This is a genomic window from Photobacterium jeanii (assembly GCF_001650345.1).
Taxonomy (GTDB): domain Bacteria; phylum Pseudomonadota; class Gammaproteobacteria; order Enterobacterales; family Vibrionaceae; genus Photobacterium; species Photobacterium jeanii.
The window spans coordinates 931,196-956,808 of the sequence record NZ_LVHF01000012.1 but is presented as its reverse complement, the minus strand read 5'-3'; the positions used below and the strand labels follow the sequence as shown (position 1 = coordinate 956,808).

Below are 25,613 nucleotides of genomic sequence, written 5' to 3'. Positions count from 1 at the left end.
AGTATCTGTTACGATGGCTGCGTTTTGAAAGGCAATGGTGCAGGCAAAAAATACAGAAAGAGGAAGTGAATAATTCTTTATTTTTATGCTTGTAACTAATTGTAAATAATGGTTTTGATACGGCAGGTAATAAAAAAGGAGCCGAAGCTCCTTTTTTCGTTTGTGGCGCGATGATTACATCACACGCATACCAGGCTGGGCACCTTCGTGTGGCTCAAGGATCCATAGATCTTTACCGCCAGGGCCTGCAGCTAGGATCATGCCTTCAGACATGCCAAACTTCATCTTACGCGGCTTAAGGTTAGCAACCATTACAGTGTGCTTACCAATTAGCTCTTCAGGTGTGTACGCAGATTTGATGCCTGAGAATACCTGACGCATCTCACCACCGATGTCCAGCTGGAACTTCAGCAGTTTGTTTGCTTTTGGTACTTCTTCACAAGAAACAATCTTAGCGATACGCATATCCACTTTAGCAAAGTCGTCAAACTCGATTTCAGCTTCGATTGGCTCTTCATCTAGAGGGCCTTTCGTAGCAGCTTCTGCTTGCTCTTTTGCTGCCATTTCAGCTGCGGCATCAGCTTTAGACGTTTCAACCATAGCTTCAACGTGTTTAGGGTCGATACGGTTGAACAGGGCTTTGAACTTAGTTACTTCGTGGTCAGTAAGCGGTTGTGCAATACCTTCCCAAGTTAGCGTTTCGTTCAAGAAGCCTTCTGTACGCTCTGCTAGGTTAGGCATAACTGGTTTCAGGTATGTCATTAGCACGCGGAATAGGTTGATACCTACTGAACAGATTTCTTGTAGCTCTTGGTCTTTACCTTCTTGCTTAGCAACAACCCAAGGTGCTTTTTCATCAACGTATTGGTTAGCTTTGTCGGCTAGTGCCGTGATTTCGCGAATTGCGCGGCTGTATTCACGTGTTTCGAATAGCTCTGCAATGCGATCTGCTGCGCCAACAAACTCTGCGTATAGCTCAGGCTCTGCGAAGTTAGCCGATAGCTTGCCTTCAAAGCGCTTAGCGATGAAACCAGCGTTACGTGATGCTAGGTTAACAATCTTGTTCACAACATCGCTGTTTACACGTTGTGTGAAGTCTTCAAGGTTAAGGTCTAGGTCATCGATACGGCTGTTTAATTTCGCCGCGTAGTAGTAACGTAGGCATTCTGGGTCTAGGTGCTGTAGGTAAGTACCTGCTTTAATAAAGGTACCTTTAGACTTAGACATCTTCGCACCGTTAACAGTTACGTAGCCGTGTACAAATACATTGTTTGGCTTACGTAGATCAGCGCCATCTAGCATTGCAGGCCAGAATAGGCTGTGGAAGTAAACGATGTCTTTACCGATGAAGTGGTAAAGCTCTGTGGTGCTGTCTTTTTTCCAGAACTCGTCGAAGTCTAGGTCGTCACGCTTGTCACATAGGTTTTTGAATGAGCCCATGTAACCGATAGGTGCGTCTAGCCATACGTAGAAGTATTTGCCAGTTTCGCCTGGGATTTCAAAACCGAAGTATGGTGCATCGCGAGAAATATCCCACTGTTGTAGACCAGACTCGAACCACTCTTGCATTTTGTTCGCAGTTTCGTCTTGAAGCGCACCAGACTTAGTCCACTCTTTCAACATGCCTTCAAATTGTGGCAGGTCGAAGAAGAAGTGCTCAGAGTCTTTCATTACTGGTGTCGCACCAGAAACAGCAGATTTCGGGTTGATCAGATCTGTTGGGCTGTAGGTTTCACCACAGTTGTCACAGTTGTCGCCGTACTGGTCGTCGGTCTTACACTTAGGACACGTACCCTTAACGAAACGGTCTGGTAGGAACATTTCTTTTTCAGGGTCGAATAGCTGAGAAATAGTGCGGCTAGTAATGAAGCCTTTCTCTTTTAGTTGAGTGTAAACAAATGATGCTAGTTCACGGTTCTCATCAGAGTGAGTGCTGTGGTAGTTATCAAAGCTGATATCGAAGCCAGCAAAGTCAGTTTGGTGCTCTTTGCTCACTTCCGCAATCATTTGCTCAGGCTCCATACCCATCTGCTGGGCCTTAAGCATAATCGGAGTGCCGTGTGCGTCGTCTGCACAGATGAAATGAACTTCGTTGCCGCGAAGGCGTTGGTAGCGCACCCAGATATCCGCTTGGACATGCTCAAGCATGTGGCCTAAGTGGATCGAACCGTTAGCGTACGGTAGGGCGCAGGTCACCAGAATTTTTCTTGGATTTGCAGCCATAATTACTTATTTCGCTCATGATGGGTAAAAATATTGACTGTAAATAGTAACTGATGGTGGACGTATTGCCTAGGCGTTGTGAGGATATTCACGTTAAAAAGCAGCGATATCTGACCTTTGGTGATAGGATCATTAAACGTGTCCAATAGTCCTATTCATAACAACGAATTAATTGGATACAAAAACAACAATGCGTGCCCACTAATTAGGTGCTGTTTTCTCATTCTGACTCTGATCAGCGCCGTGGGTATATAAATGATGGAGTTGTAAATTATGACGGGGAATGAGGCAGCAATGCCGTTTGAAAACGTCGCGGATATTTGTCGCTGGTTGAATCATTTTGAGCATCCTTGGCTACCACAAGAGTGGGCCGATACGCCTAATATTATTTCGGTTTCCGCTGAAGGCGGGGTCACCATTACCTTACCTTTTGCTTCCGCTTCTGTGGTGGAGCTACTGCAACATTGGATTATCACCCAGCAACAACTACACCATGTTGCAGCAAATGTTGCTTTTACTGTAACGAGCCACATTGCGCCATTAGCAACCGGTGACAAAACCCCATTGAAAGGGGTCAAGAACATTATTGTCGTCAGCTCAGCCAAAGGTGGGGTGGGTAAGTCGACCACTTCGGTGAATTTGGCGTTAGGTTTACAAGCGCAAGGTGCCAAGGTTGGGCTGCTTGATGCGGATATCTATGGCCCATCGGTGCCAATGATGCTGGGTACGGTTGATGAAAAACCACAATCGCCAGATGGCAAAATGATGATGCCGATTGAGTCTTGTGGTCTCTATACCAACTCTGTGGGGTATTTAGTGCCAGCTGAAAGCGCGACGATTTGGCGTGGACCAATGGCATCGAAAGCGCTTCAGCAGATCATCAGTGAAACATGGTGGCCAGATCTGGATTACTTGGTGATCGACATGCCACCGGGTACTGGTGATATCCAACTAACCCTTGCGCAGCAAATTCCGGTGACAGCCGCTGTTGTGGTGACAACACCTCAAGACCTTGCATTAGCCGATGCCATAAAAGGCGTGAATATGTTTGAGAAGGTTGATGTGCCTGTGCTTGGTGTGGTGGAAAACATGAGTTACCACATTTGTAGTAATTGTGGTCATCACGAGCCTATTTTTGGTAGTGGTGGGGCTGAAAAAATGGCCGCTGAACATGCGATTCCGCTGTTAGCACAATTGCCACTACACATTAAAATTCGCGAAGATATTGACCGTGGTAAGCCGACAGTGGCGGCAGATCCTGAGTCTGAACACGCAGCCACTTACATTCAATTAGCGGGAGAAGTTGCCAGTCGACTTTATTGGCAAGGTACGCCAGTCGTTGAGCAGATTACTATTCGCACAATGTAAACCTTTGCGTTACGAAAATCGCATAAAATTAACTCATAACTGAGTTCAACTTCGCTGGGTGCCGTATTTCTACTGGCATCTAGCGGCTCAACTGCCTATAATCAGGCGGTTTAATTCCCCCTAAGTTGAGTGAAATACTCATGGGGTGAATGGAAAAATTTAACCTCGCCAAGTTGTTACAGGTGCATTCTGATATGTCTGAAAATTCACACCAATGCGTCATTATCGGTATCGCAGGCGCGTCTGCGTCCGGTAAAAGTTTGATTGCCAGTACCGTTTATAAAGAACTAAAAGAAAAAGTCGGCGATCATCAGATCGGTGTTATTACGGAAGATTGTTACTACAACGATCAAAGCCACCTAACCATGGATGAGCGGGTTAAAACAAATTATGACCACCCAAGCGCGTTGGATCATGATTTGCTAGGCGAACACCTAAAGCAGTTAATGAAGGGTGAAGCCGTAGAAGTACCTCAGTACAGCTACAGCGAACACACTCGTATGGAAGAAACTACCACAATGACACCTAAGAAAGTGATCATTCTGGAAGGTATCTTGCTACTAACAGATCCGCGCCTACGTGACCTAATGCACGCAAGCGTATTCATGGATACACCACTTGATATCTGTCTTCTTCGTCGTCTTCAACGTGACGTAGCAGAACGTGGTCGTACTATGGAATCTGTGCTTGAGCAATACCAAAAGACGGTACGCCCTATGTTCATGCAGTTTATTGAGCCGTCTAAGCAATACGCAGATATTATCGTACCTCGTGGCGGTAAGAACCGTATCGCAATTGATGTATTGAAAGCGCACATCGCGAAACTACTGAAAGCGTAATCGCCTTTAGTGGTAACCAAAGCTTTGATAAGGCTGGCATTATGCCAGCCTTATTTTTTACTAATCCTTGTTTAGGCGAGAATTAGTAGTATTCTTCAACATAATAGCTCCCACAGTAATGCCAATCAGTATCGGTATGTGATTAATTGGCTGATGAAAATCATCAATTAAACGGTGGTTTTTCTTTCGCAATTACTTGAATTCGTACTCATTTCTGTTGGTGTTACAACTATTTTTCGCTTTAGCTGTCGAACTATCAATTTACGCGGATGTATATCTACATTTCTGCAAGTTGGTATCACGGAATCGATGTGAGCACATGACGTTATTGAACTTGTTGCTCCATCAATGTGGACGGAAAACACAGAGGACACGATGAAAAAGTTTCTGTATATCTTATTGGGTCTGGTGCTGGTGGTTATCATCGGTATCGCTGCCTTGTTGGCACTTGTCGACCCGAATCAATTTAAGCCCCTTATTGCCGAACAAGTAAAGAAAAACACTGGTCGCGAGCTTGTGATTAATGGTGATATTGGTTGGCGTTTCTTCCCAAGTATTGGTTTTACTCTTGGCGAAACTGAGTTTCGTAATCCACAAGGTTTTGCTGAGCCAAATCTTGTGCGCTTTAGTAATGCTGAGCTGTCAGTTTCCGTGATGCCGCTGTTTTCACAGCAGTTAGACATTGGCAATGTCAGCTTAAATGATGCTCGCGTGTTTATTCAAACGCGTAAAGATGGGGTGAGTAACCTCGATGGTATTGGTGCTCAGGCAAGTGCAGCGACCAGTGCTGATGAAAATACAGCAGAACAACAGCCGCAGTCGAATACGCCTGAATCTGCGCCTTCTGAACCAGAAACTACACCAAGCCAAGAGTCACCAGCGGCAGGCTGGACAATTAGTCTTGCCGGTGTGGAATTAGTGAATGCGAGCGCTGTTATCCGCGATGATAAAACTGGTGCGATGACGGATGTTGAGCAACTGAACTTTAGCCTAACGCGTTTTGCACCAGGTGAGTGGACAACAGCGGCTTTTGATGTTCGTGGTAAAAATGGTGAGTTGAACTTCTCTGCCAAAGGTGACACCGAACTTATGATTGCGCCAACGTTAGATGGTGCAGAGCTGAAAGCCTTGACCTTAGATGCACAGGCGGCTGATAAGGTGAACAAGATTGAATCTGTTACTCTGACCATGGACCAATTCCGTGTTGGTGATTGGTCGGCATTAACGTTCAGTGCCAAAGGTGAAATTCCTGATCTTGCCTTTGATGCTAAAGGTGAAACCCGCCTCAAACTCAGCACTGACTTTAATTTAGCCTCGGTTGAAGGGCTAAGTTTAAACAGCGATGTAAAAGGCAACGCACTACCTCGTCCTGAAATGAAAATAGGCCTAACCGCTGATGCGACTTATGACGTGGCGAAAGGGCTTGCTACGCTTTCAGCATTTACGACTCAAGTCGATGAGATAGCGCTAGACGGTAATGCCTCGTTTAAAGCTGCTGAAATCCCAGTTATTCGCTTTGATGTGCACAGTGATAATATCGACTTAGATGCTTTCCTTGGGTTAGACAAAGCGGCGAAAGCTGAAGTTAAGAAAGAAGGTGATTCAACAGGTACTGCAGGCACAGGCACTGATGGGAGCGGCGCTTCTTCAGCCAACACTGCTCAAGTTGATAAAAACAAAGAGCCTGATTTATCAGCTTTAAAAGTACTTGATGTTGCGGGTAAAGTCGCGATTGATAAATTCAAAGCTGGTAATGCCAAAGTGTCATCTGTGATGACTGAGCTTGTTGTAAACAAAGGTGTGCTTAACCTTAAGCGCTTTGATGCCAAGTTGTATGACGGCACTATTAACGTCAAAGCAACGATTGATGCAAATGGTAAATTGCCGCGTTACTCAGTGACAAAGCACATCAAAGGCGTACAAGTTAAACCGTTATTGACCGATGTTGCGCAATTCGAAAACCTAGCAGGTACAGGTAACATTGATATTAATCTGTCGGGTACAGGTTTGGCGGAAGCGCGCATGCGAGAAAATATTGCTGGCACAGTAAAAATTAATTTTGCTGATGGTGCGATTTACGGTGTTAACGTAGCGGAAATGATCCGCGAAGCGCGCGCGACATTGAAAGGTAAAAAAGCCGAGTATGTCAAAGAAGAGCGTAAGACAGACTTTTCATCGCTTACATCTACGATGAAGCTTGGTAAAGGCGTGTTGTCGACTAATGATTTGCACCTTGCGTCCCCACTGCTTCGTATTGATGGTGAAGGTAGTACAAACCTTGTCTCAGAAGCGGTTGACTTCACTATCATGACATCGGTAGTGGAATCCTCTCAAGGTCAAGGTGGTAAAGACATTGATGAGCTGAAAGATCTGACGGTGCCGATTGATGTTAACGGTAGCTGGTCAGAGCCTAAGTTCGCCTTGAACTTAAAAGAGCTGCTTAAGCGAAATAGCAATAAGGAACTAGAACGTAAAGCAGAGCGTGAGGTTGAACGTGGTTTGAAAAAACTACTGGGCGATAAAGCAGACGATGACCAAGTCAAAGATGCCGCCAACAAGCTCTTAAAAGGTTTGTTTAACTAATCTTTTGCAGATAGATGTAAAACAAAAGCTTGCTCTTCGGAGCAAGCTTTTTTCGTTTTAGGGGGCGTTTTTATCTGCGATGTTCGCGGTTATATCGTGACTTTTTTCTTTTTACTCTGCTTCTGAGACTCCAGCGAATCTTGGAATGCGCGGAGCAAGTCGACATTCGATAGCATACCGACTAAGTCACCGGTTTTATCAATCACAGGTGCAGCGCCAATATTATGATCCAGCATAGTACCGACAGCCTTGGTCAGGGTGTCGTAAGTGCGTACATGGATAACATCGGTGATCATGACATCGCCAACATGGAGATCGTCCGATAAGTGGTAGTCGTGGCCTATCTCTGGTGTTTCATCGACCCATCCAGGTCGCCGTAACTCGCGGTCACTCACAATGCCGATGACTTGGCTTTGTTGGTCTACGACGGGTAGGTGGCGGATCCCTTCATCACGCATTTTGAAAAATGCTTCGCGGAGTCCGGTTTCCGGGGAAATGGTGATTACTTTGCGGGTCATATACTCAGAGACTTTGGTTGGCATTCGCATCGTTCCTTGTGAAATGATCATGTGCCAGATCAAAGCTAACGAAATCTATTGGTAGCTGCTGCGATCCAAGGCGTGTTTTTAAGATTCATTACAATTCGGTGCTTGAGCATGATATTTGTTATCATTCTGTTGTTGATGGATTGAAGACTCGTGGGTACGTGCATTTAAGGTAATGAGCCTGATGACGATAAGCGAGTGGTTGAAGGAGAAAGCGTTGGATTCAGTTACACAGGCGGCGTTAGGCGCTGCGGTTGCGGGTGTCGTAGCCGGTAAGCATTGTTCACCCAAAGTTCTTTTAGCAGGGGCTGCATTAGGGACATTGCCTGATATGGATGTGTTCATTCATTATGGTGATCCCGTTTCAGACATGGTGAAACACCGTGGTTTTAGCCATTCTATTTTTGTATTGTTGCCATTTTCATGGCTCTTGGCGTTAGCATGGCAACGCATAAAGCCAACATCGTTTACCTTCATGCATTTGTGGCTGTTGATTGCCGCTTGTTTGTTAACTCATCCTATCCTCGACTCTTTTACTTCTTATGGCACTCAGCTGCTGTGGCCGCTGTCTGCAAGTATCGCAGTGTCGAGTATCTTTATTATCGACCCTCTTTATACCGTGCCTTTATTACTTATGGTGATTGCAAGCTTGTTGTGGCGCAGTAAAGGCGCCAAGTTGTGTGGTATCGGCTTGGGGATTTCTTCGTTGTATTTAGCGTGGTCAGTGTCAGCGTTATCAATGATTGAGAATAGGGTTGAGCAGCAATTGGTTGGTACCGAATTGGAAGGGAAACCTGTGTTTATTGCACCGACGCCATTAAATACGGTGCTGTGGCGAGTGGTGGTGTTGGGGGAAGACACATACTGGGAAGGATTATCTTCGCTACTTGATAAGAATCCAACTATAGATTTTATAGCGAAAGAGCGCGGCGAGTGGCCATTAGCTGATAAGCCGGATCACCTGCAAATGTTAGAGGCATTCACCGATGACTTTGTAAAATACCAGCAAATTGATGGTACGTTGACGGCGACAGATTTACGGTTAGGCATGGTGGATTACTTGCCGTTTGGTTTCCGCTTTGCACAGCAACAGGCCGATAACTCTTGGCAATTTATGTTGCCGACAACTATTGAGCAGCCAAATGTCAGGATCAAACATGTTCCAGCTTTGTGGTTACGCTTGTTAGGAAATCAGGCGATCGATGCAAATTTATGTCATCAAGCGGAATGTCCAAAAAATCAAACATCGTAAGCTGCAAGCGTAAAAAAGGATGTAAAGCTACTATTAACAATTAGTTCAATAGAGGGGCGGGATAGGTATGAGTTGCATACTTCTTGCCCTTTTTTTATCCTCTTTGCTGCATATTGATAGTTCAGTAGTTTACCCAGCACATATAAATCACCGCCATAAATGTTGCTGTTTGTTAACTTTCTGGTAAACAAAGCAGTGAAAATATGTAGCGCCTGTGGGTTTTTAGCAGCTTGTTTTAAGCTTGCACTCACATAACGTCTGCATAATATTTTTTTAAAATCTCATTTTGATTTCTATCAATTAGTTAGCGTTATAGTGCTGGCACACTACCCACAAAGTATTAATGGCTTCAATTCGAAGCTAACGATTATCGATATAGGGAGATAGCGAGCATGTTGTATTTGGAATTTTTATTCCTGTTGCTGGTGTTATACGCAGGTAGCCGCTTTGGCGGTATCGGCTTAGGTGTGGTGTCAGGCTTAGGTCTGATCATTGAGGTGTTCATTTTCCGTATGCCTCCGACATCACCACCAATCACAGTAATGTTAATTATTCTAGCCGTGGTAACTTGTGCTTCGATTCTAGAAGCCGCAGGTGGCCTTAAGTACATGTTGCAGGTTGCAGAGCGTATTCTGCGTAGTAACCCAAAACGTGTCACCATTCTTGGTCCTTTAGTGACTTACACCATGACATTCATGTTAGGTACCGGCCATGCTGTGTACTCAATCATGCCTATCATTGGTGACGTAGCACTGAAAAACGGTATTCGTCCTGAACGTCCAATGGCGGCGTCTTCAGTGGCATCACAATTGGCAATCACTGCCAGCCCAATTTCTGCGGCTGTGGTTTACTACCTTGCGCAGTTGTCTGGTATCAACGAAAGTATCCACTTACTAACAATTCTGATGGTGACTGTACCGTCAACACTTTTGGGTACGGTACTACTGTCGCTCTACAGCCTTCGCCGTGGTAAAGAGCTAGCGGATGATCCAGAGTACCAACGTCGCCTAGAAGACCCAATTTGGCGTGAAAAAATCCTACATACTACTTCTACGTCTTTGGATGAGAAACTACCAGCTTCGGCTAAGCACGCGGTACTACTGTTCGTACTAGCATTGGTTTCGATTGTTATCGTTGCTATGGTGCCTGAGATCCGTACGATTGGTGATGCAACTAAGCCAATCTCTATGTCATTGATCATCCAAATGATGATGCTGGCATTCGGTGGTCTGATCTTGTTGGTAACGCGTACTAACGTTCAGAAAGTGCCAGAAGGGGTTGTATTCAAATCAGGGATGGTTGCTGCAATCGCTATCTTCGGTATCGCTTGGATGAGTGATACATACTTCCAATATGCTATGCCTTCGTTCAAATCAGGTATTACTGAAATGGTTCAGGGTTACCCATGGACATTCGCACTAGCGCTATTCATTGTATCTGTTGTGGTTAACAGCCAAGCAGCAACAGCGCGTATGATGCTACCTGTTGGTATGGCGATGGGCCTAAACCCAGCACTATTGATTGGTTTGATGCCAGCAACTTATGGTTACTTCTTCATTCCAAACTACCCATCAGATATCGCAACCTGTAACTTTGATGTAACGGGTACTACCAAAATTGGTAAGTACTACTTCAACCACAGTTTCATGGTGCCTGGTTTGATTGGTGTGATATCAGCTTGTGCCTTTGGCTACACTATTGCACAAGTAGTTGTGTAACCGCGAAGCCGCCCTACAAGGCAATATTGAATCAGACTGTATTTAGGCAGTTAGTAAAAACGGATACTCCTTTGGGGTATCCGTTTTTTTGTTTGAAGTGCGTTTGTAATATTAATCTTCAGGCTGGATCTTAGATGGGTCTGTGACTTGCTCGTAAGGCCAGTAATGGTGACCAATACGAATTAACAGCGTTGCTGCGGCAAGAATAAATGCAGCTAGCGATAGCCACACCACAAACATGCCATCTAACTCTTTCATACCTAAGGTGATGTAGCGCGCAATTGCCATAATCGCGATGTAAATCGGGTAGCGAACAGGAATTTTCCCATTGGCAACAAATTGCTGCACCATTGCTAGCACTTCCAGATAAATAAACATCAGTAAGATGTCGGTAAGCTGGATATTCTGCTCAACAAAAACATGAATAAACTCGTTAACCATTGCTAGCAAGGTCGCAAGTGTAATGGCGACCAGTAAAATAGCCTCTAAAACATGGAAAACTTTCAGGAAGCGGGAAGTAAAAACTTTAGGTAAGTGTGAAGGCATTAGCTGCTCCAAATACGCGTGTAGCTTAGTGTTATCAGCGCTTTATACAAAGGCACTGCTGTTATTATTGTGGCGGGTATTATAGAAAGCTTATGCTAAATGCAAAGAAAAATATCGCCTAAACGCATAGTTACCAGCTGGGGATTGAAAAATTATTATGAGGGGAGCGGTGGTTTAACTATCTTCAACAGGAATAACAAAGCCCCGGTGAAGGGGCTTTGAGTGAAACTATTAAGCGACTTTAATCGTCATTGACGTGACTTATTTACTTAAATCGAAGTCAACCCACACCATGCGATGGTCTGAAGTTACGCCTTTGCTTGCCCCAAGTTCTTTATCAAATACTAGGTGATAGCCTTCTTCGTTACTTGCAGGAAAGAATACTCCTGAATTTTTGACGGTAATGTTGGCTGATGGGATCACGTAATCAAGACGTAGGCCTGACACACTAGTGATCGCCTCAGGGTAAAGCGTGTCTTTGTTGGCAGCTTTGCAGTGACCAAGATCGAAACACTCAGGGCCGCCTTTACTGGTTGGTGTATTGTCGCCAATGGTCGCGCTGGTGTTAACGTAATGACTCTTTAGCAAGTCGGCAATCATGCGGCGATCACCGTCACCTTTTAAGGCATCGGCATTCATGTCACCTGCAATGACAAATTTAGATCCCGCAGTTAGGCCACCACGCTTGCCTTTATCATCATAGAAGTATGTTTCGCTGTTGATGTAGTCATTCCAAAATTTCAGTTCAGCGCGATTGTGCTCGTAGTTGTGGTTGGCAACATTATTGAAAACTGGTGGAGCAGGGTGCGACACTAGGAAGTGAATAGTTTGATTGCCTGTTGCGGTTGGAATGAATAGTGGTACATCGACGTGGTTCTTCGAAGATAATGGTATTTGCTCCCAAGCTTCTTTTGAGTACCACGCATCGCCCTCTTTCATGCCTGCCGGGCAGATATTTTTGCCTGTTTTTGGGCTTTTACAATCGACAATTGGGATATTTTTCTCACCTGGCATGTCTTTCCATTTAAAGTTTTGGAAAGTGCGTACATTTGACTCGTCAATTTCAAATTGAGAGAAAATCGCGAATGCGTACTGGCCGTGGTATTCGCCAAAGCCCCATGCATCGTTATGGGTGTCGGTTTTTTTGCCGTTACGGTCTAGGTCAAATCCACTTGCCTTACCTGTGTTCGTTGCGAAGTTCTTTTTATATTTGAATAAGATAGCTTGTTGACCATTTTGGCTATGTGCAAGGTAGTTATTTTGGAAACCATTAATTGCAGCCATATCTTTGCCCTCACCGTCGTTGTTGAACTCGGCAAGCACAAACGCATTTGGACGAACACGTTGGATGGTTTCAGCGACGTTACGAATTTGAATAACGTGCTTGGCTGTTTCTTTTTCTTTGTCTGTTAGGGAAGTATCTTTCGCTTTGTAACGTGCAATAAGACTAGATTGTTCTTGAAGGCTCAGACCCATTTCATTGACAAGACCTTCGTATGTCTTGCGATCAAAAGACAGGTTATAGGTGGCGAAACGAGCTTCTTCAACAGTGGTGATTGGATCTGCACTGTTACAACCTGCAAGTGCAGTGAGAGCCAGTGATGCGGCGATTAAACTTTTCGTAAAGGATTTGGACATTATTATGATTCTTGTTGAGTAGAGGGGTGATGAAGGTTATAAAAATACGCAAACGATTGCCGAGTAATGACTCTAAAATGCGATCAGCATCAAGTTTAGGTTTTATGTTGTGCGATCTTACACCACAAGTATGGTGAAAAAAGCACAGGTTTAATTTAACGCTATGCTTTTAAAGTATTAATTTAGGAGAGTGGGCTTGAGTGGAGGTCGTTAATGAAAGGTGGGAATATTTACCAGTCGACACCTTTGCGCGCTTTAATGCCATTTTCAAAAGCATGTTTAACATTGCGAACTTCCGAAACGGTGTCAGCTAATTCAATTAATTCGCGGTGAGCGGCACGTCCTGTGATGATCACCGACTGCGATGCTGGTCGGTTATTGATAGCCTCAATAACTTCTGTTAGCTCAATATAGCCGTAATTCACCATGTAGGTCATTTCATCAAGCAGCACCACATCGTATTGTTCATCAGCAAGCATTTTCTTACATTCTACCCACGTGCTTTGCGCGGCTTGAGTATCGGCTTCTTTGTTTTGGGTTTCCCATGTAAAGCCTGTCGCCATAACAGCAAAGTTGACACCGTGTTGCTCAAGTAGATTTCGTTCACCGCAATCCCATGTACCTTTGATAAATTGACCCACACCGCAACGTTGACCATGACCGACTGCACGGGCAATGGTCCCAAAACCGGAGGTTGACTTACCTTTACCGTTTCCTGTGATGATAAGGAACAAGCCCTTTTCAATTTGTGCTGCGTCGACTTTAGCGTCGATACTTTCTTTTACTTTCTGTTGGCGCGCTTTATAGCGCTCTGTTTTTTGTTGATCTGCCATGAATACTTCCTTAAGAACCTAAGCTTTTAATTGTTTTATTTTACGAGAGAGTTTTTCTTATTCGTAACATGATTTGAGTCATGATCACAGGCTACTTGCGCTAAGGGCAACAAGTAATAGGTAACCACTGACTTCACTTAGTTGTTGTGCGGCACCGAGGCAATCACCGGTATATCCGCCCAGTTGGCGCTTAAACCACTTACCGCAAGCATAGCGCACAAAAATAAGGCATAGCGCTAGGCTACACGCTGTTGCTAAGGGAAATAAAGCTAATAAAACTAAAGCCGTGAGCATCAGTACCCAGAGGTCTAACTGTGTTTGCTGGTTCGCCAGTGGTTTCACTTTACTGGTTTGATCTGCCCTAACATATGGGTAAGAGAATATAAGGCTTGCAGCACAAACACGGCTTAAGCCATGGAGACTAAACAGTGCTAAAGCGGGGAGCCACACACTATGTTCTGCTAACGTGCTAAGAGCTAACCACTTTGTGCCGATACAAACAACCAATGCTGCTGCGCCATAGGTGCCTAAGCGTGAGTCTTTCATGATTGAAAGCTTCTGCTCTACTGTCCAGCCACCGCCGAAGCCATCAAAGACATCCGCCAGTCCATCTTCATGAAAAGCGCCTGTTAGTAATAGGCTGGTGGCAATGGCTAGACCAATTGCCAAAGGTGGCGTTAGTAGGCTGGCAGCTAGTAGGTAGACGAGGGCACTACAAGCTCCGACGATACAACCAACTAGCCCGAAATAACGGTTCGCTTGATTTAAACGCTCGCTAGAGTAGGGAGTATTGGCAGGGATTGGTATTCGGGTAAAAAACGCCAGTGCGACCAAGAATATTTGCCATTGCTTTTTAAGCGGCGAGCATTCACCGTCAGCAATTGGTGCTTGCGCTGAGCTATTTACCTCAGCGCTGCTGTATTCTGGACTGTTTGGACTTGAGCCGCTTTGCTCAATTGGGTTTGGCGTGGTACTCACACTGTGACTCCTGCTTGGTCAAAGCTCGCCATGTCATTATAAAAAGCACATGCTGCTTTTAGCAGTGGTAGCGCAAGTGCTGCGCCAGTACCCTCACCAAGGCGTAAGCCTAAGTCCAGTAATGGCGTTGCTTCTAGTTGGCTTAACATACGTTGGTGGCCTGCTTCTTGGGAGCAATGGCAGTAAATAAAGTAATGGTTGGCCTCTGGGTACATACGAACGGCAAGGAATGCTGAAGCCGTTGCGATAAAGCCGTCTACGAGTATCAACATTTGGTTTTGAGCGGCTTGTAGCATTGCGCCTACCATTTGCGCGATTTCAAACCCACCTACATTGGCCAGAATATCGAGTGGTGTGTCGAGTTTACCTTGGTGTATATCTAAACCTTTCCCAATGAGCTCGGCTTTGGTGTTGAGTTGCTCATCACTGATACCTGTACCTCGCCCAATACACTCATCCAATGGCAAGTGAAGTAAGCTTGCCATAATGGCTGTTGCGCTACTGGTGTTGCCAATCCCCATTTCACCAAAGCCTATGGTATTACAGCCCGACTGGTGGATTTGGTGGACGATATCTGCCCCATAAGCCATGGCTTGTTGAGCTTGTTCATGCGTCATTGCTGCTTGCTGACTAAAATCTTGCGTTCCAGCGGCAATACGTTGTTTTTTCAGCATAGGATGATCATCGGGCTCAACCAAGATCCCGGCATCAACCACTGTCATTGCCATGTCGTTGCTGCGACAAAAGCAGTTGATAGCAGCACCACCTTGAAGAAAGTTAGCCACCATTTGCTGGGTGACGGCTTGTGGAGCAATGCTGATGTTGTGGCTGGCAATACCGTGATCAGCGGCAAAGACAACCATATGTGGTTGCTTAATCGAGAGTTGTGTTTGTTGTTGGATTTGCGCGATTTGCTCTGCAACTTGCTCTAGTTTACCTAGCGAACCCAAAGGTTTTGTTTTGTTGTTGATTTTGTCTTGGATCTGGCTTCGGGATGAAAAATCAGGAGAGGTGATACAGAACATGGGGCAAGTCCTTCTGAATAAGCGATAAGAAGGAATTTTGCGGCAGACGCCAAGAGAAGGCAATGGTAAAACTGGAATTAATCTAATATCAAACTTATCAATTAAGAACAGACTTATAAACAAAAAGAGACGAGGGGGAAGTCGTCTCTTTGAGTTAGTTAGTAAGGTAGTGAACCTTGTTGGCTATACGTTTAGGATAGCGTCGACAGTATCGTCGTAGTTAAGCCCTGCTTCTTGGCTTGCTAGCGGGAATACACTACGCTCTGTCATGCCTGGGATGGTATTAACTTCAATGGCATAGAAGTAACCTTTTTCATCGGCCATGATATCAACACGTCCCCAGCCAGAAGCGCCTACACAGTCAAAGGCACGGCGAGCAAGCGAGCGAATCGCTTTTTCTTGCTCTTCAGTTAATTCAGCGGGACACAGGTATTTAGTATCAGCCGACTTGAACTTAGCTTCATGATCAAAGAAAGAGTGTGAGTGTTTGATTTCAACTGAAGGCAGCACTTGATCGCCCAGAATACTCACCGTGTATTCACGGCCGTGTACGTAGGCTTCAACCAGAATGGTATCTTCATATTTGAAAGCTTCATCAATGTAGAATTTTAACTCTTCCATGTCATTAGCTTGGTTGATACCAATACTACAACCTTGAGTCGCAGGTTTTACAACAACAGGGAAGGTGAAGTTGGCAAAGCGCTCACTGATTTGATTAGGTTGAAAGAAGTCTTTCTGCAGTTCAACAAAATTTGGGGTAGGGATCCCCGCGGCTTGCCAAACTTTTTTAGTTAAGGATTTATCAATACCAATGGCCGATGCGCGGTGGTGGCTGCCCGTGTAAGGGATATTCAACATTTTTAACGCGGCTTGTAAGGTACCGTCTTCACCGATACCGCCATGTAAGGCTAAGAAAGCTTTATCAACTTGGTATTGCTTAAGGGTCGTAATATCAAAGTTTTCATCAATATCAACAGGCACGACTTCGTAGCCTTTACGACTAAGCGCTGCCGAAACTGCTTCACCCGACATTAACGAAACTGTGCGTTCACTAGAGCATCCGCCATAAAGTACTGCAATTCTCTTTAACACGATTGGATTCCCATTATATAGTGGTTATAAGTGTATGGTTACAGTGGAACTGTGTGCATTAAAGCTACTGGCAATATTAACATCAAGGTGCGTCATGTCTAACAATACCTACAAAGTTTTGGTGATTTGCATGGGGAATATATGCCGTTCCCCTACAGGAGAGGCGGTCTTACGCCATAAAGCGCAGCAATTAGGCTGTGATATTGAAGTGGATTCAGCAGGCACGATTGCCTACCATCAAGGTGAACAAGCTGATCCGCGTGCTGTTGAAGCGGGTGAAAAACGTGGCTATGACTTTTCATCGATACGGGCACGTCGCATTCAACCTGATGACTTTACTCGTTTTGATAAGTTGTTGGTAGCCGACCGCAATAATCTAGAAGATGTATTAGCACAATGTCCTCCACACCTGCAGCATAAGGTTGCACTTTTTCTTAGTTATGGTTCGACTGATAACGATGAAATTCCAGATCCATATTACGGTGGGGCACGAGGCTTCGAACATGTGCTCGACTTAATTGAAGATGCCGCCGATCGATTTTTAGCTCAAGAAGTGATGCGTTAGCTCTTGGTGCATCATAGGAGCATCAAAATAGTAGCGACAGAAATAAAAAACGCCCGCGATTGCGGGCGTTTTGGATCTTAAAGTTAGCTATAAGCTTAATGCTTATTAGCCACCTAAAGTATCGGTTGCGACTTTGTATGTTGGATCTTCCAACATGTTCACTTCTACAAGGTTACCTGCTTTTTGTAGCAATGAGCGACATTCAGGGCTCAAGTGGCGAATATGCAGAGTTTTACCTAGTTGTGCGTAACGGTCAGCAATGGTATCGATAGCTTCGATTGCAGAGTGATCTGATACACGAGATTTAGCAAAATCAATAATCACATCTTTAGGGTCGTTCTTAGCATCAAATAGCTCTTGGAAGTGAGTTACAGAACCAAAGAATAGCGGACCATTGACTTCATAAATTTTAGAACCGTTTTGATCCATATGGGTTGAAGCGTAGATGTGCTTTGCGTGCTCCCAAGCGAATACAAGCGCTGAGTAGATAACACCGACAAGTACAGCGATCGCAAGGTCAGCAGCTACGGTTACACAGGTAACAAGAATGATAGCGAAGAAGTCGTGCTTAGGCACTTTGCGCATCATCTTGAAGCTAGCCCATTCAAATGTACCGATCACTACCATGAACATCACACCAACTAGCGCTGCTAGTGGAATGATTTCAATCAGCGCAGAGCCAAATAGGATGAACAGCAGTAGACCAACGGCACCGGTAATGCCTGATAGACGACCACGACCACCAGAGTTAATGTTGATCATCGACTGACCAATCATGGCACAACCACCCATGGCACCGAATACTGAACAAGTCACGTTAGCCATACCTTGGCTCACACATTCACGGTTACTTTGACCACGAGTACCTGTCATTTCGTCAATAACAGTTAGGGTTAGTAGCGATTCGATCAGACCAACAGCAGCAAGGATAAGGGAGTAAGGCAAAATGATGCGAAGTGTTTCAAGGTTGAAGCCTACATCTGGGATCGCAAATGTTGGTAGGTTACCCGCAAGCGTTGCATCCGCATTACCACTCATAGAGCGAACGAAATCGATAACAGTACGTGAATCTAAGCCAAGACCGTGTACAAGCAGCGTAACGGTAATGATAGCAACCAGTGAAGATGGTACAGCGGTTGTTAGCTTAGGCAAGAAGTGAATGATAGCCATGGTAAGCAGTACCAAGCCGAGCATGGTGTAAAGTTCAGCACCTTGCATCCACTGCATCGCACCTGTGGCATCTGGCACTTTAAATTGACCAAGTTGGGCAAGGAAAATAACGATCGCCAAGCCATTTACAAAGCCGATCATTACCGGGTGCGGTACCATGCGAATGAACTTACCGAGCTTAAATACACCCGCTAAGATCTGGAGCACACCTGCCAGCATTACAGCAGCAAACAGATACTGGATACCGTGCTCAGATACAAGGCTTACCATTACAACGGCCATTGCGCCAGTCGCACCTGAGATCATACCCGGACGACCACCAAAGACAGCGGTAACTAAACCAACGATAAAGGCAGCGTATAGACCCACCATAGGGTCAACACCTGCAACAAAGGCAAATGCAACGGCTTCAGGCACAAGTGCCAGTGCAACCGTCAGGCCTGATAAAACATCATTCTTGACAGACTGACGTGAAAACTTTGGAAATTCAAACATGTTTAATATGTGCTGCTGTGTTAGGTGATGGAAAGAAGAATACCGTGTTACCGTGAATTTTATGCACGGTAGCTTTTGGTACAAAGCTGCGAATCCTACCGAAAACCGTGAGTTAGTTCAACTTTTATGCGGACTATTTCTCGCTTTTATATTGATCTAATCAATAACGAGATTGTTTGAGTGAGGGAGTAAAGGGGGGGAACAAAAAGGCCATGCGTTAGCATGGCCTTTAGAGAGTCACTTATGACTTAGAAGTTGAATACTTCAGTTAGCGAGGGATCGCTTTTGTCATTGGTGCTGTTGCTGTATTAGTTGCCGTTTGGCTACCAGCTTGACGCGCTTGTAGGCGTTCGCTGCGAAGCGGTGCAATGGCAACAATTGTTTCACTGCCCGTTTCAACTGGAGCTGGTGCTTTAGCCATTACAGACACAGCGTGCTTACCGCGTGGTGAAGTCGCAGTTACTGGCGCTTTCACTGTCGCAACTGGAGCAGTTTCAACAACAGTTTCTACAGCTGGGGTTTCTACAGCAGGTGCTTGCGCTGTTTCAGCTTCAGTATTTTCAACTTTAGCTGCTACAGGTTCAGCTTCAACTTCGACTGTCGGTGTTTCAATTACCGGAGTTTCTACCACAGGTGCTTCAACCACAGGGGTCTCTACAACAGGCGTTTCGACTACAGGAGCTTCAACCACTGGCGCAGCAACAGGTGCTTCAACGGCTTCTTCAACTACAGGCTCTGCAACTTCAGCAGGTTCTTCAACCATAGTTGGTGCAGATTCTTCGTTGATGGCTGTAACTGTTGGCTTAGGAGCACGAGCCCATACTTTACCCATTGCCATTTCTGGAGAAGCAACACCAGCTGCAGGACGTACTGGCTGTGGTTTTTCAACAACAGAAACTACGTTTTCCATATCGCCTAGCGTATCAGAAGCTTCTTCAACTGCGTTACCGATAGCGTCAGAAACCATTTCTTCGTCAGATGGCTTTTCAACACGAGTGTCACGTAGGCGACGACGGCGTTGACCACTTGCACGTAGGTGACGAGGAGAGCGACGGTTACGGCGTTGACCGTTAGTTTGCTCTTGGTCCTGATCTTGCTCTGCGCCTTCAACTGCTTGATTGTCTACTTCAGACTCAGCTTGCGCTTCTTTCGCCATTGAAGTGCCCATTGCTTGTAGTGGAGAAATCGCTGCTGGCTTTTTCTCTACTTCTTGAGCTTGCTCTGGTGCTTGTGCATCTTGCGCTAGTGGTGCGTTTTCAGCTTCGTCTTGAACACGTACTTTTTTACGTAGTTGACGACGTTGACGACGTTGTTTTACTTTCGCCGCTTTAGCTTGCTCACGCTGTTGTTGCTCGTCGTTAGCTGCGTTGTCAGCACCTTGCTGTTCTTGCTTTTGACGTTGCTTTTGCGCTTGAATTTCTTCTTTACGTGCTTGGCGTTTTTGCTCTTTAGCTTCGTCGTTACGTTGACGTTGCTTGTTCGCTTTTTCACCTTGCGCGTTGCGCTCTTGGCGGTCTTGCTTGTTTTTCTCGTTACGACGTTGACGCTGCTCACCTTGGCTCTTATCACCACGGTTACGCTGGTTGCGGTTTTCACGATTGTCGCGGCTCTCGTTGTCGTTACGCTCGCCATCTTGCTGGCGGTTGTTACGACGACGGTTGTCTTTATCGCGGCGATTGTTGCGGTTATTGCGGTTACCACGGTTGTCGCGACGCTGACGGTTGTTTTTCTGTTCTTTTTCTTGCTTCTCAGCTTCTTGCTCTGATGAACCAGAGAAGAAGTTTGCGATAGCAGAGAATAAACGGCTGAACAGGCCTGGTTTCGCCTCTTCTTGTTTCTTCTGTTTTTGCGCTGCTGGTTTTGCTTTTGCAGCAGGCTTGCTCGCTGTTGGCGCTGGTTGTTTTGGCGCAGCAAAACCTTGTAGAACAGGCTCTTCACGTTTCTTCGCAGTACGCTCTGGCTGTTGTTGCTCAGTTACTTCTGCTTCTTTTAACGCTTCAAGCTGCTTTGGAATGTGGTAAGACAAAGCGTCATTTTCTTCACCACCACGTACACGTAGTACGTCAAAATGTGGTGTTTCCATGTCAGCATTAGGAACAATGATGACGCGGACATTGTGGAATTTCTCAATGTGTTGTACTGAGCGGCGTTTTTCGTTCAATAGGTACGATGCCACTGCCACAGGTACGATAGCCAGTACTTGTGCACTGTTATCTTTTAGTGCTTCTTCTTCGATTAGACGAAGGATAGATAGCGATAGTGATTCGTTATCACGAACAACACCTGTACCTGTACAACGTGGGCACACATGGTGGCTAGCTTCTGCCAGTGATGGGCTAAGACGCTGACGCGACATTTCCAGTAGACCGAAGCGAGAAATACGACCAATTTGAACACGTGCACGGTCAATACGAACCGCTTCGCGTAGACGGTTTTCTACTTCACGTTGGTGACGAACTGGCGTCATATCAATGAAGTCGATAACCACTAGACCACCTAGGTCACGCAAACGTAGTTGGCGTGCGATTTCGTCGGCAGCTTCTAGGTTAGTTTGTAGTGCCGTTTCTTCAATATCGCCGCCCTTGGTTGCACGAGCAGAGTTGATATCGATAGAAGTAAGTGCTTCGGTTGGGTCAATAACGATTGAACCACCAGAAGGTAGACGAACTTCGCGCTGGAACGCAGATTCGATCTGACTTTCGATTTGGTAGTGGCTAAATAGCGGTACTTCACCTTCGTAGCGTTTAACGCGAGACAAGAAGTCCGGACGAACTAGCTTAATATGGTCGCGAGCGCGGTCAAAGATTTTCGGGCTATCGATTAGGATTTCACCAATGTCACGACGTAGGTAGTCACGAATAGCGCGTGCAATGACGTTACTTTCTTGGTGAATTAGGAAAGGTGCTTCAGCAGCATCAGCGGCTTCTTTTACTGCGCTCCAGTGGTTTAGGAGAACATTTAAATCCCACTCTAGCTCTTCAGCTGATTTACCTACACCTGCGGTACGTACGATAAGACCCATGCCTTGTGGCAATTCTAACGTGCTTAGCGCGGCTTTAAGTTGAGTTCGCTCTTCACCTTCGATACGGCGAGAAATACCGCCTGCACGAGGGTTATTTGGCATCAGAACTAGGTAGCTACCTGCAAGAGAGATAAAAGTGGTTAGCGCTGCACCTTTGTTGCCTCGTTCTTCTTTATCAACTTGAACGATAACTTCTTGGCCTTCAGTTAGCACTTCCTTGATGTTTGGACGACCTTGGTAAGTGTAATTAGCTGGGAAGTAATCGCGAGCGACTTCTTTAAGAGGGAGGAAACCGTGGCGTTCTGCACCATAGTCAACGAACGCTGCTTCCAGACTTGGTTCGATGCGCGTGATGCGGCCTTTGTAGATATTTGATTTTTTAGATTCGTGGCCAGGGCTTTCGATATCTAGATCGAACAGCTTCTGCCCATCAACTAATGCGACGCGCAACTCTTCCTTCTGAGTTGCGTTAATCAACATTCTTTTCATTTTAGTGTACTCGTTAATTTTCGTTGTTATAGCGAGTAGATCAGAGATTCTTTATCGACGGTGCCAGACTCCAAGACTGTAGACGAGTGCAGCCTCACGGCTGGAATTTTCAGGAGTGCTTTTCGGCAACACTTATTAGCCGACTGCTTCAGACGGTTAGGTCAGTAAGTAAACAGCCGGCATCACCACATCGATGCGGTTGTATCTACGCATCGATAAAAATTCTTTAATCAAACACGCTAATATTGCTCTAAAAACATCTTACGTCTTACGCCATCTGCTGCGTATGTTATTAAAGCTGCATATATATTAGTCGTTTAGGCGAGATATTCATCGCCTTGTCAAAAAAGTGGGCATTTTAACCCACTCAGAACGCAATGATAGCAGCCAGTAAAATTGGCGGCAATCAGCTTTATTGTCGTTTCGCGAATTCTTTCTCTGGTGACAGATGGAAAAAACAGGCGCTAGCGTAGGTAAATGGCTTCAAAGGCTGTTTTGATTGCTTTTTTCTTAATCAATAAAAATGGCTGAAGCAATTTTGCTTAAACAAAGCATGAGCATAGCATCATGGCGTCATTTGGGTATACAATCTCGCCCCATGAATGAAGATAAACCAAAAGTGCAGTTCATCGAAGTTAGCGATGATTTTGCAGGCCAGCGGATTGATAACTTTCTCCGCGCTCGGCTTAAAAACGTTCCAAAGAGCATGATTTACCGCATCTTGCGTAAAGGTGAAGTGCGAGTAAACAAAAAACGTATTAAACCTGAATATAAATTGCAGGACGGTGATCTTGTTCGCGTTCCTCCGGTGAAGATCCCGGAAAAAGAAGAACAAGCGCCACTGAGTACTAAATTGGACAAAGTGGCTGAGCTGGAATCTTGCATCATCTATGAAGATGACCACATGTTGATTTTGAACAAGCCGTCGGGTACGGCTGTGCATGGTGGCAGTGGTTTAAAATTCGGTGCGATTGAAGCGCTTCGTGCGTTACGCCCTGATGCGCGTTTTCTTGAGTTAGTTCACCGTATTGACCGTGATACTTCGGGCATTTTGTTGGTGGCCAAGAAGCGTTCTGCGTTGCGTCGTCTGCAAGAGCAGTTCCGCAATAAAACGGTACAGAAATACTACTTCGCTTTGGTAATGGGTGAGTGGAAGGCGAGTTGCAAGAAAGTGACTGCGCCACTACTGAAAAACGAAGTGAACAGTATTGTGCGTGTTAACCCGAACGGTAAACCGTCGGATACTCGCTTCAAAGTGCTAGAGCGTTTAGAAAAAGCGACACTGGTACAGGCGAGCCCTGTTACTGGGCGTACCCACCAAATTCGTGTGCACTGTCAGTATGCGGGTCACCCGATTGCTTGGGATGATCGCTATGGTGATCCTCGCTTTGATGCCTTTACTAAGAAAGTAGGCTTAGATCGTTTGTTCCTGCACGCGGCTAATATCAAGTTTACTCACCCTGGTACGGAAGAGCTGATGGATATCAGTGCACCAATGGAAGCCAAGTTACAACGTGCGGTCGAGCAATTGCGCATTAAGCGTTAACGTACGCGGTCTTGCCGTCTCGTTGGTTATTACATGTTGATAGCAATAAAAAAGCAGAAGTTATTAGCTTCTGCTTTTTTGATCGCATTAGTAATGCGAGCGATGGCTTGAGGGCAGGCAAACTATAAAATATCAACGCCTTGATTCGCCAGTAATTCACGAAGGGCAATTAAAGGTAGACCAATCAAGGTATTTGGGTCGCGGCCTTCTAAGCGGTCAAAAAGCGTAATCCCCAATCCTTCACACATGAAACTGCCAGCACAATAGAGTGGTTGTTCACGTTCGACATAACGGGCAATTTCCCCTTCGGTAAGTTGTCGGAAGTGGACATGGAAAGGTTCGCAAATGGTCTGGGCTTGCTGAGTTTTAGCATTATATAAGCTTAAACCCGTATAAAAGGTAATGGTTTTTCCGCTCGCCATTGCAAGTTGTTGGCAAGCTTTTTCACTGGTTAAGGGTTTGCCTAAGATTTGACCATCAATAACACACACCTGATCTGAGCCTATAATAAGGTGTTCAGGGTGGTCGGCAGCACACGCTTTGGCTTTTTGTTCGGCTAAACGGGTGACCAATGCTGATGCAGTTTCACCGGCTAGTGGGGTTTCATCGGTATCAGGGCTGGCGGTATCAAATGGGTAGCCAAATTTTTCCAATAGCGATTTACGAAAGGGTGAAGTCGAGGCTAACAGCAAAGGTTGTGACATGGTCGAATCTCGGTTGTAAACTGAGGCTTCATTTTAGTCGCTGTCATCGTAATAGTGTACTTGTGGTGAGATTTTAGTGCTGAATTGATGGATATTTCATCAGCCATAATTGTTAAAGCAAGTGACTCTTTGCGTTACAGAAAGCAAGATATACACAGGAAATGGACAACTCGGTGCAGCTAGTTATCAGTCTGCCATAGTGAATTGGTTAAAAGCTGTTAATTCACACACATTTCCTTTGACTCAAACTGATTAGAAGGCTAATATTCGCGCCCTATGCAAAAGGTAAAATTACCGCTAACGGTTGATCCGGTTCGCGCTGCACAAAAAAGACTCGACTACGATGGCATCATCAAGGTTGAACTTTTGGAGCGTTTGGCTGAATCAGCCCAGAGCGTAACAAGTGATGCAAACGTCACTTTATCATTTGACTTTGACCAACGTCACCTTGCTTTTATGCGCGGAAGTGCAGATGTTGAAGTGGCGTTGACCTGTCAGCGATGCCAGGAAGAGTTCCAGCACAAATACAGTGTTGAGTTCTGTTATAGTCCACTCCTCAAACCAGAGGAAGTTGATGAGTTCCCGGAAGCCTATGAGCCGGCGGAAGTCGATGAAAATGGCGAGATCAATCTGATTCAACTTATCGAAGATGAGCTGATTCTAGAGTTACCACAAGTTGCAATGCATGATGAAGCTGACTGTAAAGCTAGCGGAAACATGACTTTTGGTGAGATCCCCGTTGCTGATGAGCGTCCAAATCCGTTTGCAGTATTGAAAAATCTAAGTAAGTAATTTAACAGGAGTAGGGTTAATGGCCGTACAAAAGAGCAAAAAATCACGTGCAGCACGTGGTATGCGTCGTTCTCACGATGCACTAACAACTGCAGCTGTATCTGTAGATTCTGCAAGTGGTGAAACTCACCTACGTCACCACGTAACAGCTGACGGTTTCTACCGTGGCCGCAAGGTTATCAACAAATAA

Annotated in this window: 21 protein-coding genes; 9 read left to right on the top strand and 12 right to left on the bottom strand. The window is 45.4% G+C overall.

The window, feature by feature from the left end; all coding sequences use genetic code 11:
* Nucleotides 1-174: 174 nt before the first annotated feature.
* Nucleotides 175-2,223 carry a methionine--tRNA ligase gene (gene metG / locus A3K86_RS05630; RefSeq protein WP_068328895.1) on the bottom strand — a complete coding sequence of 683 codons (2,049 nt, stop codon included), beginning with the start codon at nucleotides 2,221-2,223 and terminating at the stop codon, nucleotides 175-177.
* Between the two features lie 273 nt (nucleotides 2,224-2,496).
* On the opposite strand from metG, the gene apbC reads away from it, so the two are divergent.
* The 3 genes from apbC to A3K86_RS05615 all read left to right on the top strand — a co-directional run bounded on the left by apbC (nucleotide 2,497) and on the right by A3K86_RS05615 (nucleotide 7,013).
* Nucleotides 2,497-3,591, top strand: a complete 1,095-nt coding sequence (apbC, locus tag A3K86_RS05625; protein ID WP_068328892.1) for an iron-sulfur cluster carrier protein ApbC — start codon at nucleotides 2,497-2,499, stop codon at nucleotides 3,589-3,591.
* A gap of 194 nt (nucleotides 3,592-3,785) precedes the next feature.
* On the top strand, nucleotides 3,786-4,430 hold the full coding sequence (udk, locus tag A3K86_RS05620; protein WP_068330245.1) for a uridine kinase: 645 nt from the start codon (nucleotides 3,786-3,788) through the stop codon (nucleotides 4,428-4,430).
* Between the two features lie 375 nt (nucleotides 4,431-4,805).
* On the top strand, nucleotides 4,806-7,013 hold the full coding sequence (locus tag A3K86_RS05615) for an AsmA family protein (RefSeq protein ID WP_068328889.1): 2,208 nt from the start codon (nucleotides 4,806-4,808) through the stop codon (nucleotides 7,011-7,013).
* 89 nt (nucleotides 7,014-7,102) lie between these two features.
* Here the strand turns inward: A3K86_RS05615 and A3K86_RS05610 are convergent, their stop codons facing one another.
* Entirely contained in the window at nucleotides 7,103-7,555 is a 453-nt protein-coding gene (locus tag A3K86_RS05610; protein WP_068328886.1) for a CBS domain-containing protein, read from the bottom strand.
* Nucleotides 7,556-7,775: 220 nt separating this feature from the next.
* Between A3K86_RS05610 and A3K86_RS05605 the strand changes: the two genes are divergently transcribed.
* Complete coding sequence (locus tag A3K86_RS05605; protein ID WP_068328882.1) at nucleotides 7,776-8,810, top strand: metal-dependent hydrolase; 1,035 nt, start codon at nucleotides 7,776-7,778, stop codon at nucleotides 8,808-8,810.
* On the opposite strand, the gene A3K86_RS05600 is transcribed toward A3K86_RS05605, so the two are convergent.
* Nucleotides 8,798-9,061 (bottom strand): hypothetical protein, encoded by a 264-nt coding sequence (locus A3K86_RS05600; protein WP_068328880.1) that lies wholly within the window; start codon nucleotides 9,059-9,061, stop codon nucleotides 8,798-8,800. The two genes, A3K86_RS05605 and A3K86_RS05600, sit on opposite strands and share 13 nt — an antisense overlap.
* Nucleotides 9,062-9,202: 141 nt before the next feature.
* Between A3K86_RS05600 and A3K86_RS05595 the strand changes: the two genes are divergently transcribed.
* The gene (locus A3K86_RS05595) at nucleotides 9,203-10,528 is read left to right on the top strand and encodes an anaerobic C4-dicarboxylate transporter (RefSeq protein ID WP_068328877.1); all 1,326 of its coding nucleotides are present in this window, start codon (nucleotides 9,203-9,205) and stop codon (nucleotides 10,526-10,528) included.
* Between the two features lie 111 nt (nucleotides 10,529-10,639).
* Here A3K86_RS05595 and A3K86_RS05590 read toward each other — a convergent pair whose 3' ends face one another.
* The 6 genes from A3K86_RS05590 to A3K86_RS05565 form a co-directional block, all read right to left on the bottom strand.
* A complete protein-coding gene (locus tag A3K86_RS05590) occupies nucleotides 10,640-11,074 on the bottom strand; it encodes a phosphate-starvation-inducible protein PsiE (RefSeq protein WP_068328874.1) in 435 nt (144 codons plus the stop codon).
* Between the two features lie 261 nt (nucleotides 11,075-11,335).
* Nucleotides 11,336-12,712 (bottom strand): endonuclease/exonuclease/phosphatase family protein, encoded by a 1,377-nt coding sequence (locus A3K86_RS05585; RefSeq protein ID WP_068328871.1) that lies wholly within the window; start codon nucleotides 12,710-12,712, stop codon nucleotides 11,336-11,338.
* A 230-nt stretch (nucleotides 12,713-12,942) separates the two neighbouring features.
* On the bottom strand, nucleotides 12,943-13,545 hold the full coding sequence (cobO, locus tag A3K86_RS05580; protein ID WP_068328868.1) for a cob(I)yrinic acid a,c-diamide adenosyltransferase: 603 nt from the start codon (nucleotides 13,543-13,545) through the stop codon (nucleotides 12,943-12,945).
* 84 nt (nucleotides 13,546-13,629) lie between these two features.
* Nucleotides 13,630-14,427, bottom strand: coding sequence for an adenosylcobinamide-GDP ribazoletransferase (locus A3K86_RS05575; RefSeq protein WP_068330243.1), 798 nt, complete (start codon nucleotides 14,425-14,427; stop codon nucleotides 13,630-13,632).
* Nucleotides 14,428-14,519: 92 nt separating this feature from the next.
* Complete coding sequence (gene cobT / locus A3K86_RS05570) at nucleotides 14,520-15,548, bottom strand: nicotinate-nucleotide--dimethylbenzimidazole phosphoribosyltransferase (protein ID WP_068328864.1); 1,029 nt, start codon at nucleotides 15,546-15,548, stop codon at nucleotides 14,520-14,522.
* 183 nt (nucleotides 15,549-15,731) lie between these two features.
* A complete protein-coding gene (locus A3K86_RS05565; RefSeq protein WP_068328861.1) occupies nucleotides 15,732-16,640 on the bottom strand; it encodes a D-alanine--D-alanine ligase in 909 nt (302 codons plus the stop codon).
* 94 nt (nucleotides 16,641-16,734) lie between these two features.
* On the opposite strand from A3K86_RS05565, the gene A3K86_RS05560 reads away from it, so the two are divergent.
* On the top strand, nucleotides 16,735-17,205 hold the full coding sequence (locus A3K86_RS05560) for a low molecular weight protein-tyrosine-phosphatase (protein WP_068328858.1): 471 nt from the start codon (nucleotides 16,735-16,737) through the stop codon (nucleotides 17,203-17,205).
* 105 nt (nucleotides 17,206-17,310) lie between these two features.
* Here A3K86_RS05560 and A3K86_RS05555 read toward each other — a convergent pair whose 3' ends face one another.
* Together A3K86_RS05555 and rne are read right to left on the bottom strand one after the other, a co-directional pair.
* Nucleotides 17,311-18,870, bottom strand: a complete 1,560-nt coding sequence (locus A3K86_RS05555) for a SulP family inorganic anion transporter (protein WP_068328855.1) — start codon at nucleotides 18,868-18,870, stop codon at nucleotides 17,311-17,313.
* Between the two features lie 268 nt (nucleotides 18,871-19,138).
* Nucleotides 19,139-22,381, bottom strand: coding sequence for a ribonuclease E (rne, locus tag A3K86_RS05550; protein WP_068328853.1), 3,243 nt, complete (start codon nucleotides 22,379-22,381; stop codon nucleotides 19,139-19,141).
* Between the two features lie 598 nt (nucleotides 22,382-22,979).
* On the opposite strand from rne, the gene rluC reads away from it, so the two are divergent.
* Entirely contained in the window at nucleotides 22,980-23,927 is a 948-nt protein-coding gene (rluC, locus tag A3K86_RS05545; protein ID WP_068330241.1) for a 23S rRNA pseudouridine(955/2504/2580) synthase RluC, read from the top strand.
* 122 nt (nucleotides 23,928-24,049) lie between these two features.
* Here the strand turns inward: rluC and A3K86_RS05540 are convergent, their stop codons facing one another.
* A complete protein-coding gene (locus tag A3K86_RS05540; protein WP_068328850.1) occupies nucleotides 24,050-24,631 on the bottom strand; it encodes a Maf family protein in 582 nt (193 codons plus the stop codon).
* Nucleotides 24,632-24,907: 276 nt separating this feature from the next.
* Here A3K86_RS05540 and yceD point away from each other — a divergent pair, with 276 nt between their 5' ends.
* Together yceD and rpmF are read left to right on the top strand one after the other, a co-directional pair.
* The gene (yceD, locus tag A3K86_RS05535) at nucleotides 24,908-25,423 is read left to right on the top strand and encodes a 23S rRNA accumulation protein YceD (protein ID WP_068328847.1); all 516 of its coding nucleotides are present in this window, start codon (nucleotides 24,908-24,910) and stop codon (nucleotides 25,421-25,423) included.
* A 19-nt stretch (nucleotides 25,424-25,442) separates the two neighbouring features.
* Complete coding sequence (gene rpmF, locus A3K86_RS05530) at nucleotides 25,443-25,613, top strand: 50S ribosomal protein L32 (protein WP_006231206.1); 171 nt, start codon at nucleotides 25,443-25,445, stop codon at nucleotides 25,611-25,613.

Bases quoted from the DNA above. Each gene is read 5' to 3' on its own strand.
- metG (WP_068328895.1), bottom strand. From the start codon at position 2,223: ATGGCTGCAAATCCAAGAAAAATTCTGGTGACCTGCGCCCTACCGTAC.
- apbC (WP_068328892.1), top strand. From the start codon at position 2,497: ATGACGGGGAATGAGGCAGCAATGCCGTTTGAAAACGTCGCGGATATT.
- udk (WP_068330245.1), top strand. From the start codon at position 3,786: ATGTCTGAAAATTCACACCAATGCGTCATTATCGGTATCGCAGGCGCG.
- A3K86_RS05615 (WP_068328889.1), top strand. From the start codon at position 4,806: ATGAAAAAGTTTCTGTATATCTTATTGGGTCTGGTGCTGGTGGTTATC.
- A3K86_RS05610 (WP_068328886.1), bottom strand. From the start codon at position 7,555: ATGCCAACCAAAGTCTCTGAGTATATGACCCGCAAAGTAATCACCATT.
- A3K86_RS05595 (WP_068328877.1), top strand. From the start codon at position 9,203: ATGTTGTATTTGGAATTTTTATTCCTGTTGCTGGTGTTATACGCAGGT.
- A3K86_RS05590 (WP_068328874.1), bottom strand. From the start codon at position 11,074: ATGCCTTCACACTTACCTAAAGTTTTTACTTCCCGCTTCCTGAAAGTT.
- A3K86_RS05585 (WP_068328871.1), bottom strand. From the start codon at position 12,712: ATGTCCAAATCCTTTACGAAAAGTTTAATCGCCGCATCACTGGCTCTC.
- cobO (WP_068328868.1), bottom strand. From the start codon at position 13,545: ATGGCAGATCAACAAAAAACAGAGCGCTATAAAGCGCGCCAACAGAAA.
- cobT (WP_068328864.1), bottom strand. From the start codon at position 15,548: ATGTTCTGTATCACCTCTCCTGATTTTTCATCCCGAAGCCAGATCCAA.
- A3K86_RS05560 (WP_068328858.1), top strand. From the start codon at position 16,735: ATGTCTAACAATACCTACAAAGTTTTGGTGATTTGCATGGGGAATATA.
- A3K86_RS05555 (WP_068328855.1), bottom strand. From the start codon at position 18,870: ATGTTTGAATTTCCAAAGTTTTCACGTCAGTCTGTCAAGAATGATGTT.
- rne (WP_068328853.1), bottom strand. From the start codon at position 22,381: ATGAAAAGAATGTTGATTAACGCAACTCAGAAGGAAGAGTTGCGCGTC.
- rluC (WP_068330241.1), top strand. From the start codon at position 22,980: ATGAATGAAGATAAACCAAAAGTGCAGTTCATCGAAGTTAGCGATGAT.
- A3K86_RS05540 (WP_068328850.1), bottom strand. From the start codon at position 24,631: ATGTCACAACCTTTGCTGTTAGCCTCGACTTCACCCTTTCGTAAATCG.
- yceD (WP_068328847.1), top strand. From the start codon at position 24,908: ATGCAAAAGGTAAAATTACCGCTAACGGTTGATCCGGTTCGCGCTGCA.
- rpmF (WP_006231206.1), top strand. From the start codon at position 25,443: ATGGCCGTACAAAAGAGCAAAAAATCACGTGCAGCACGTGGTATGCGT.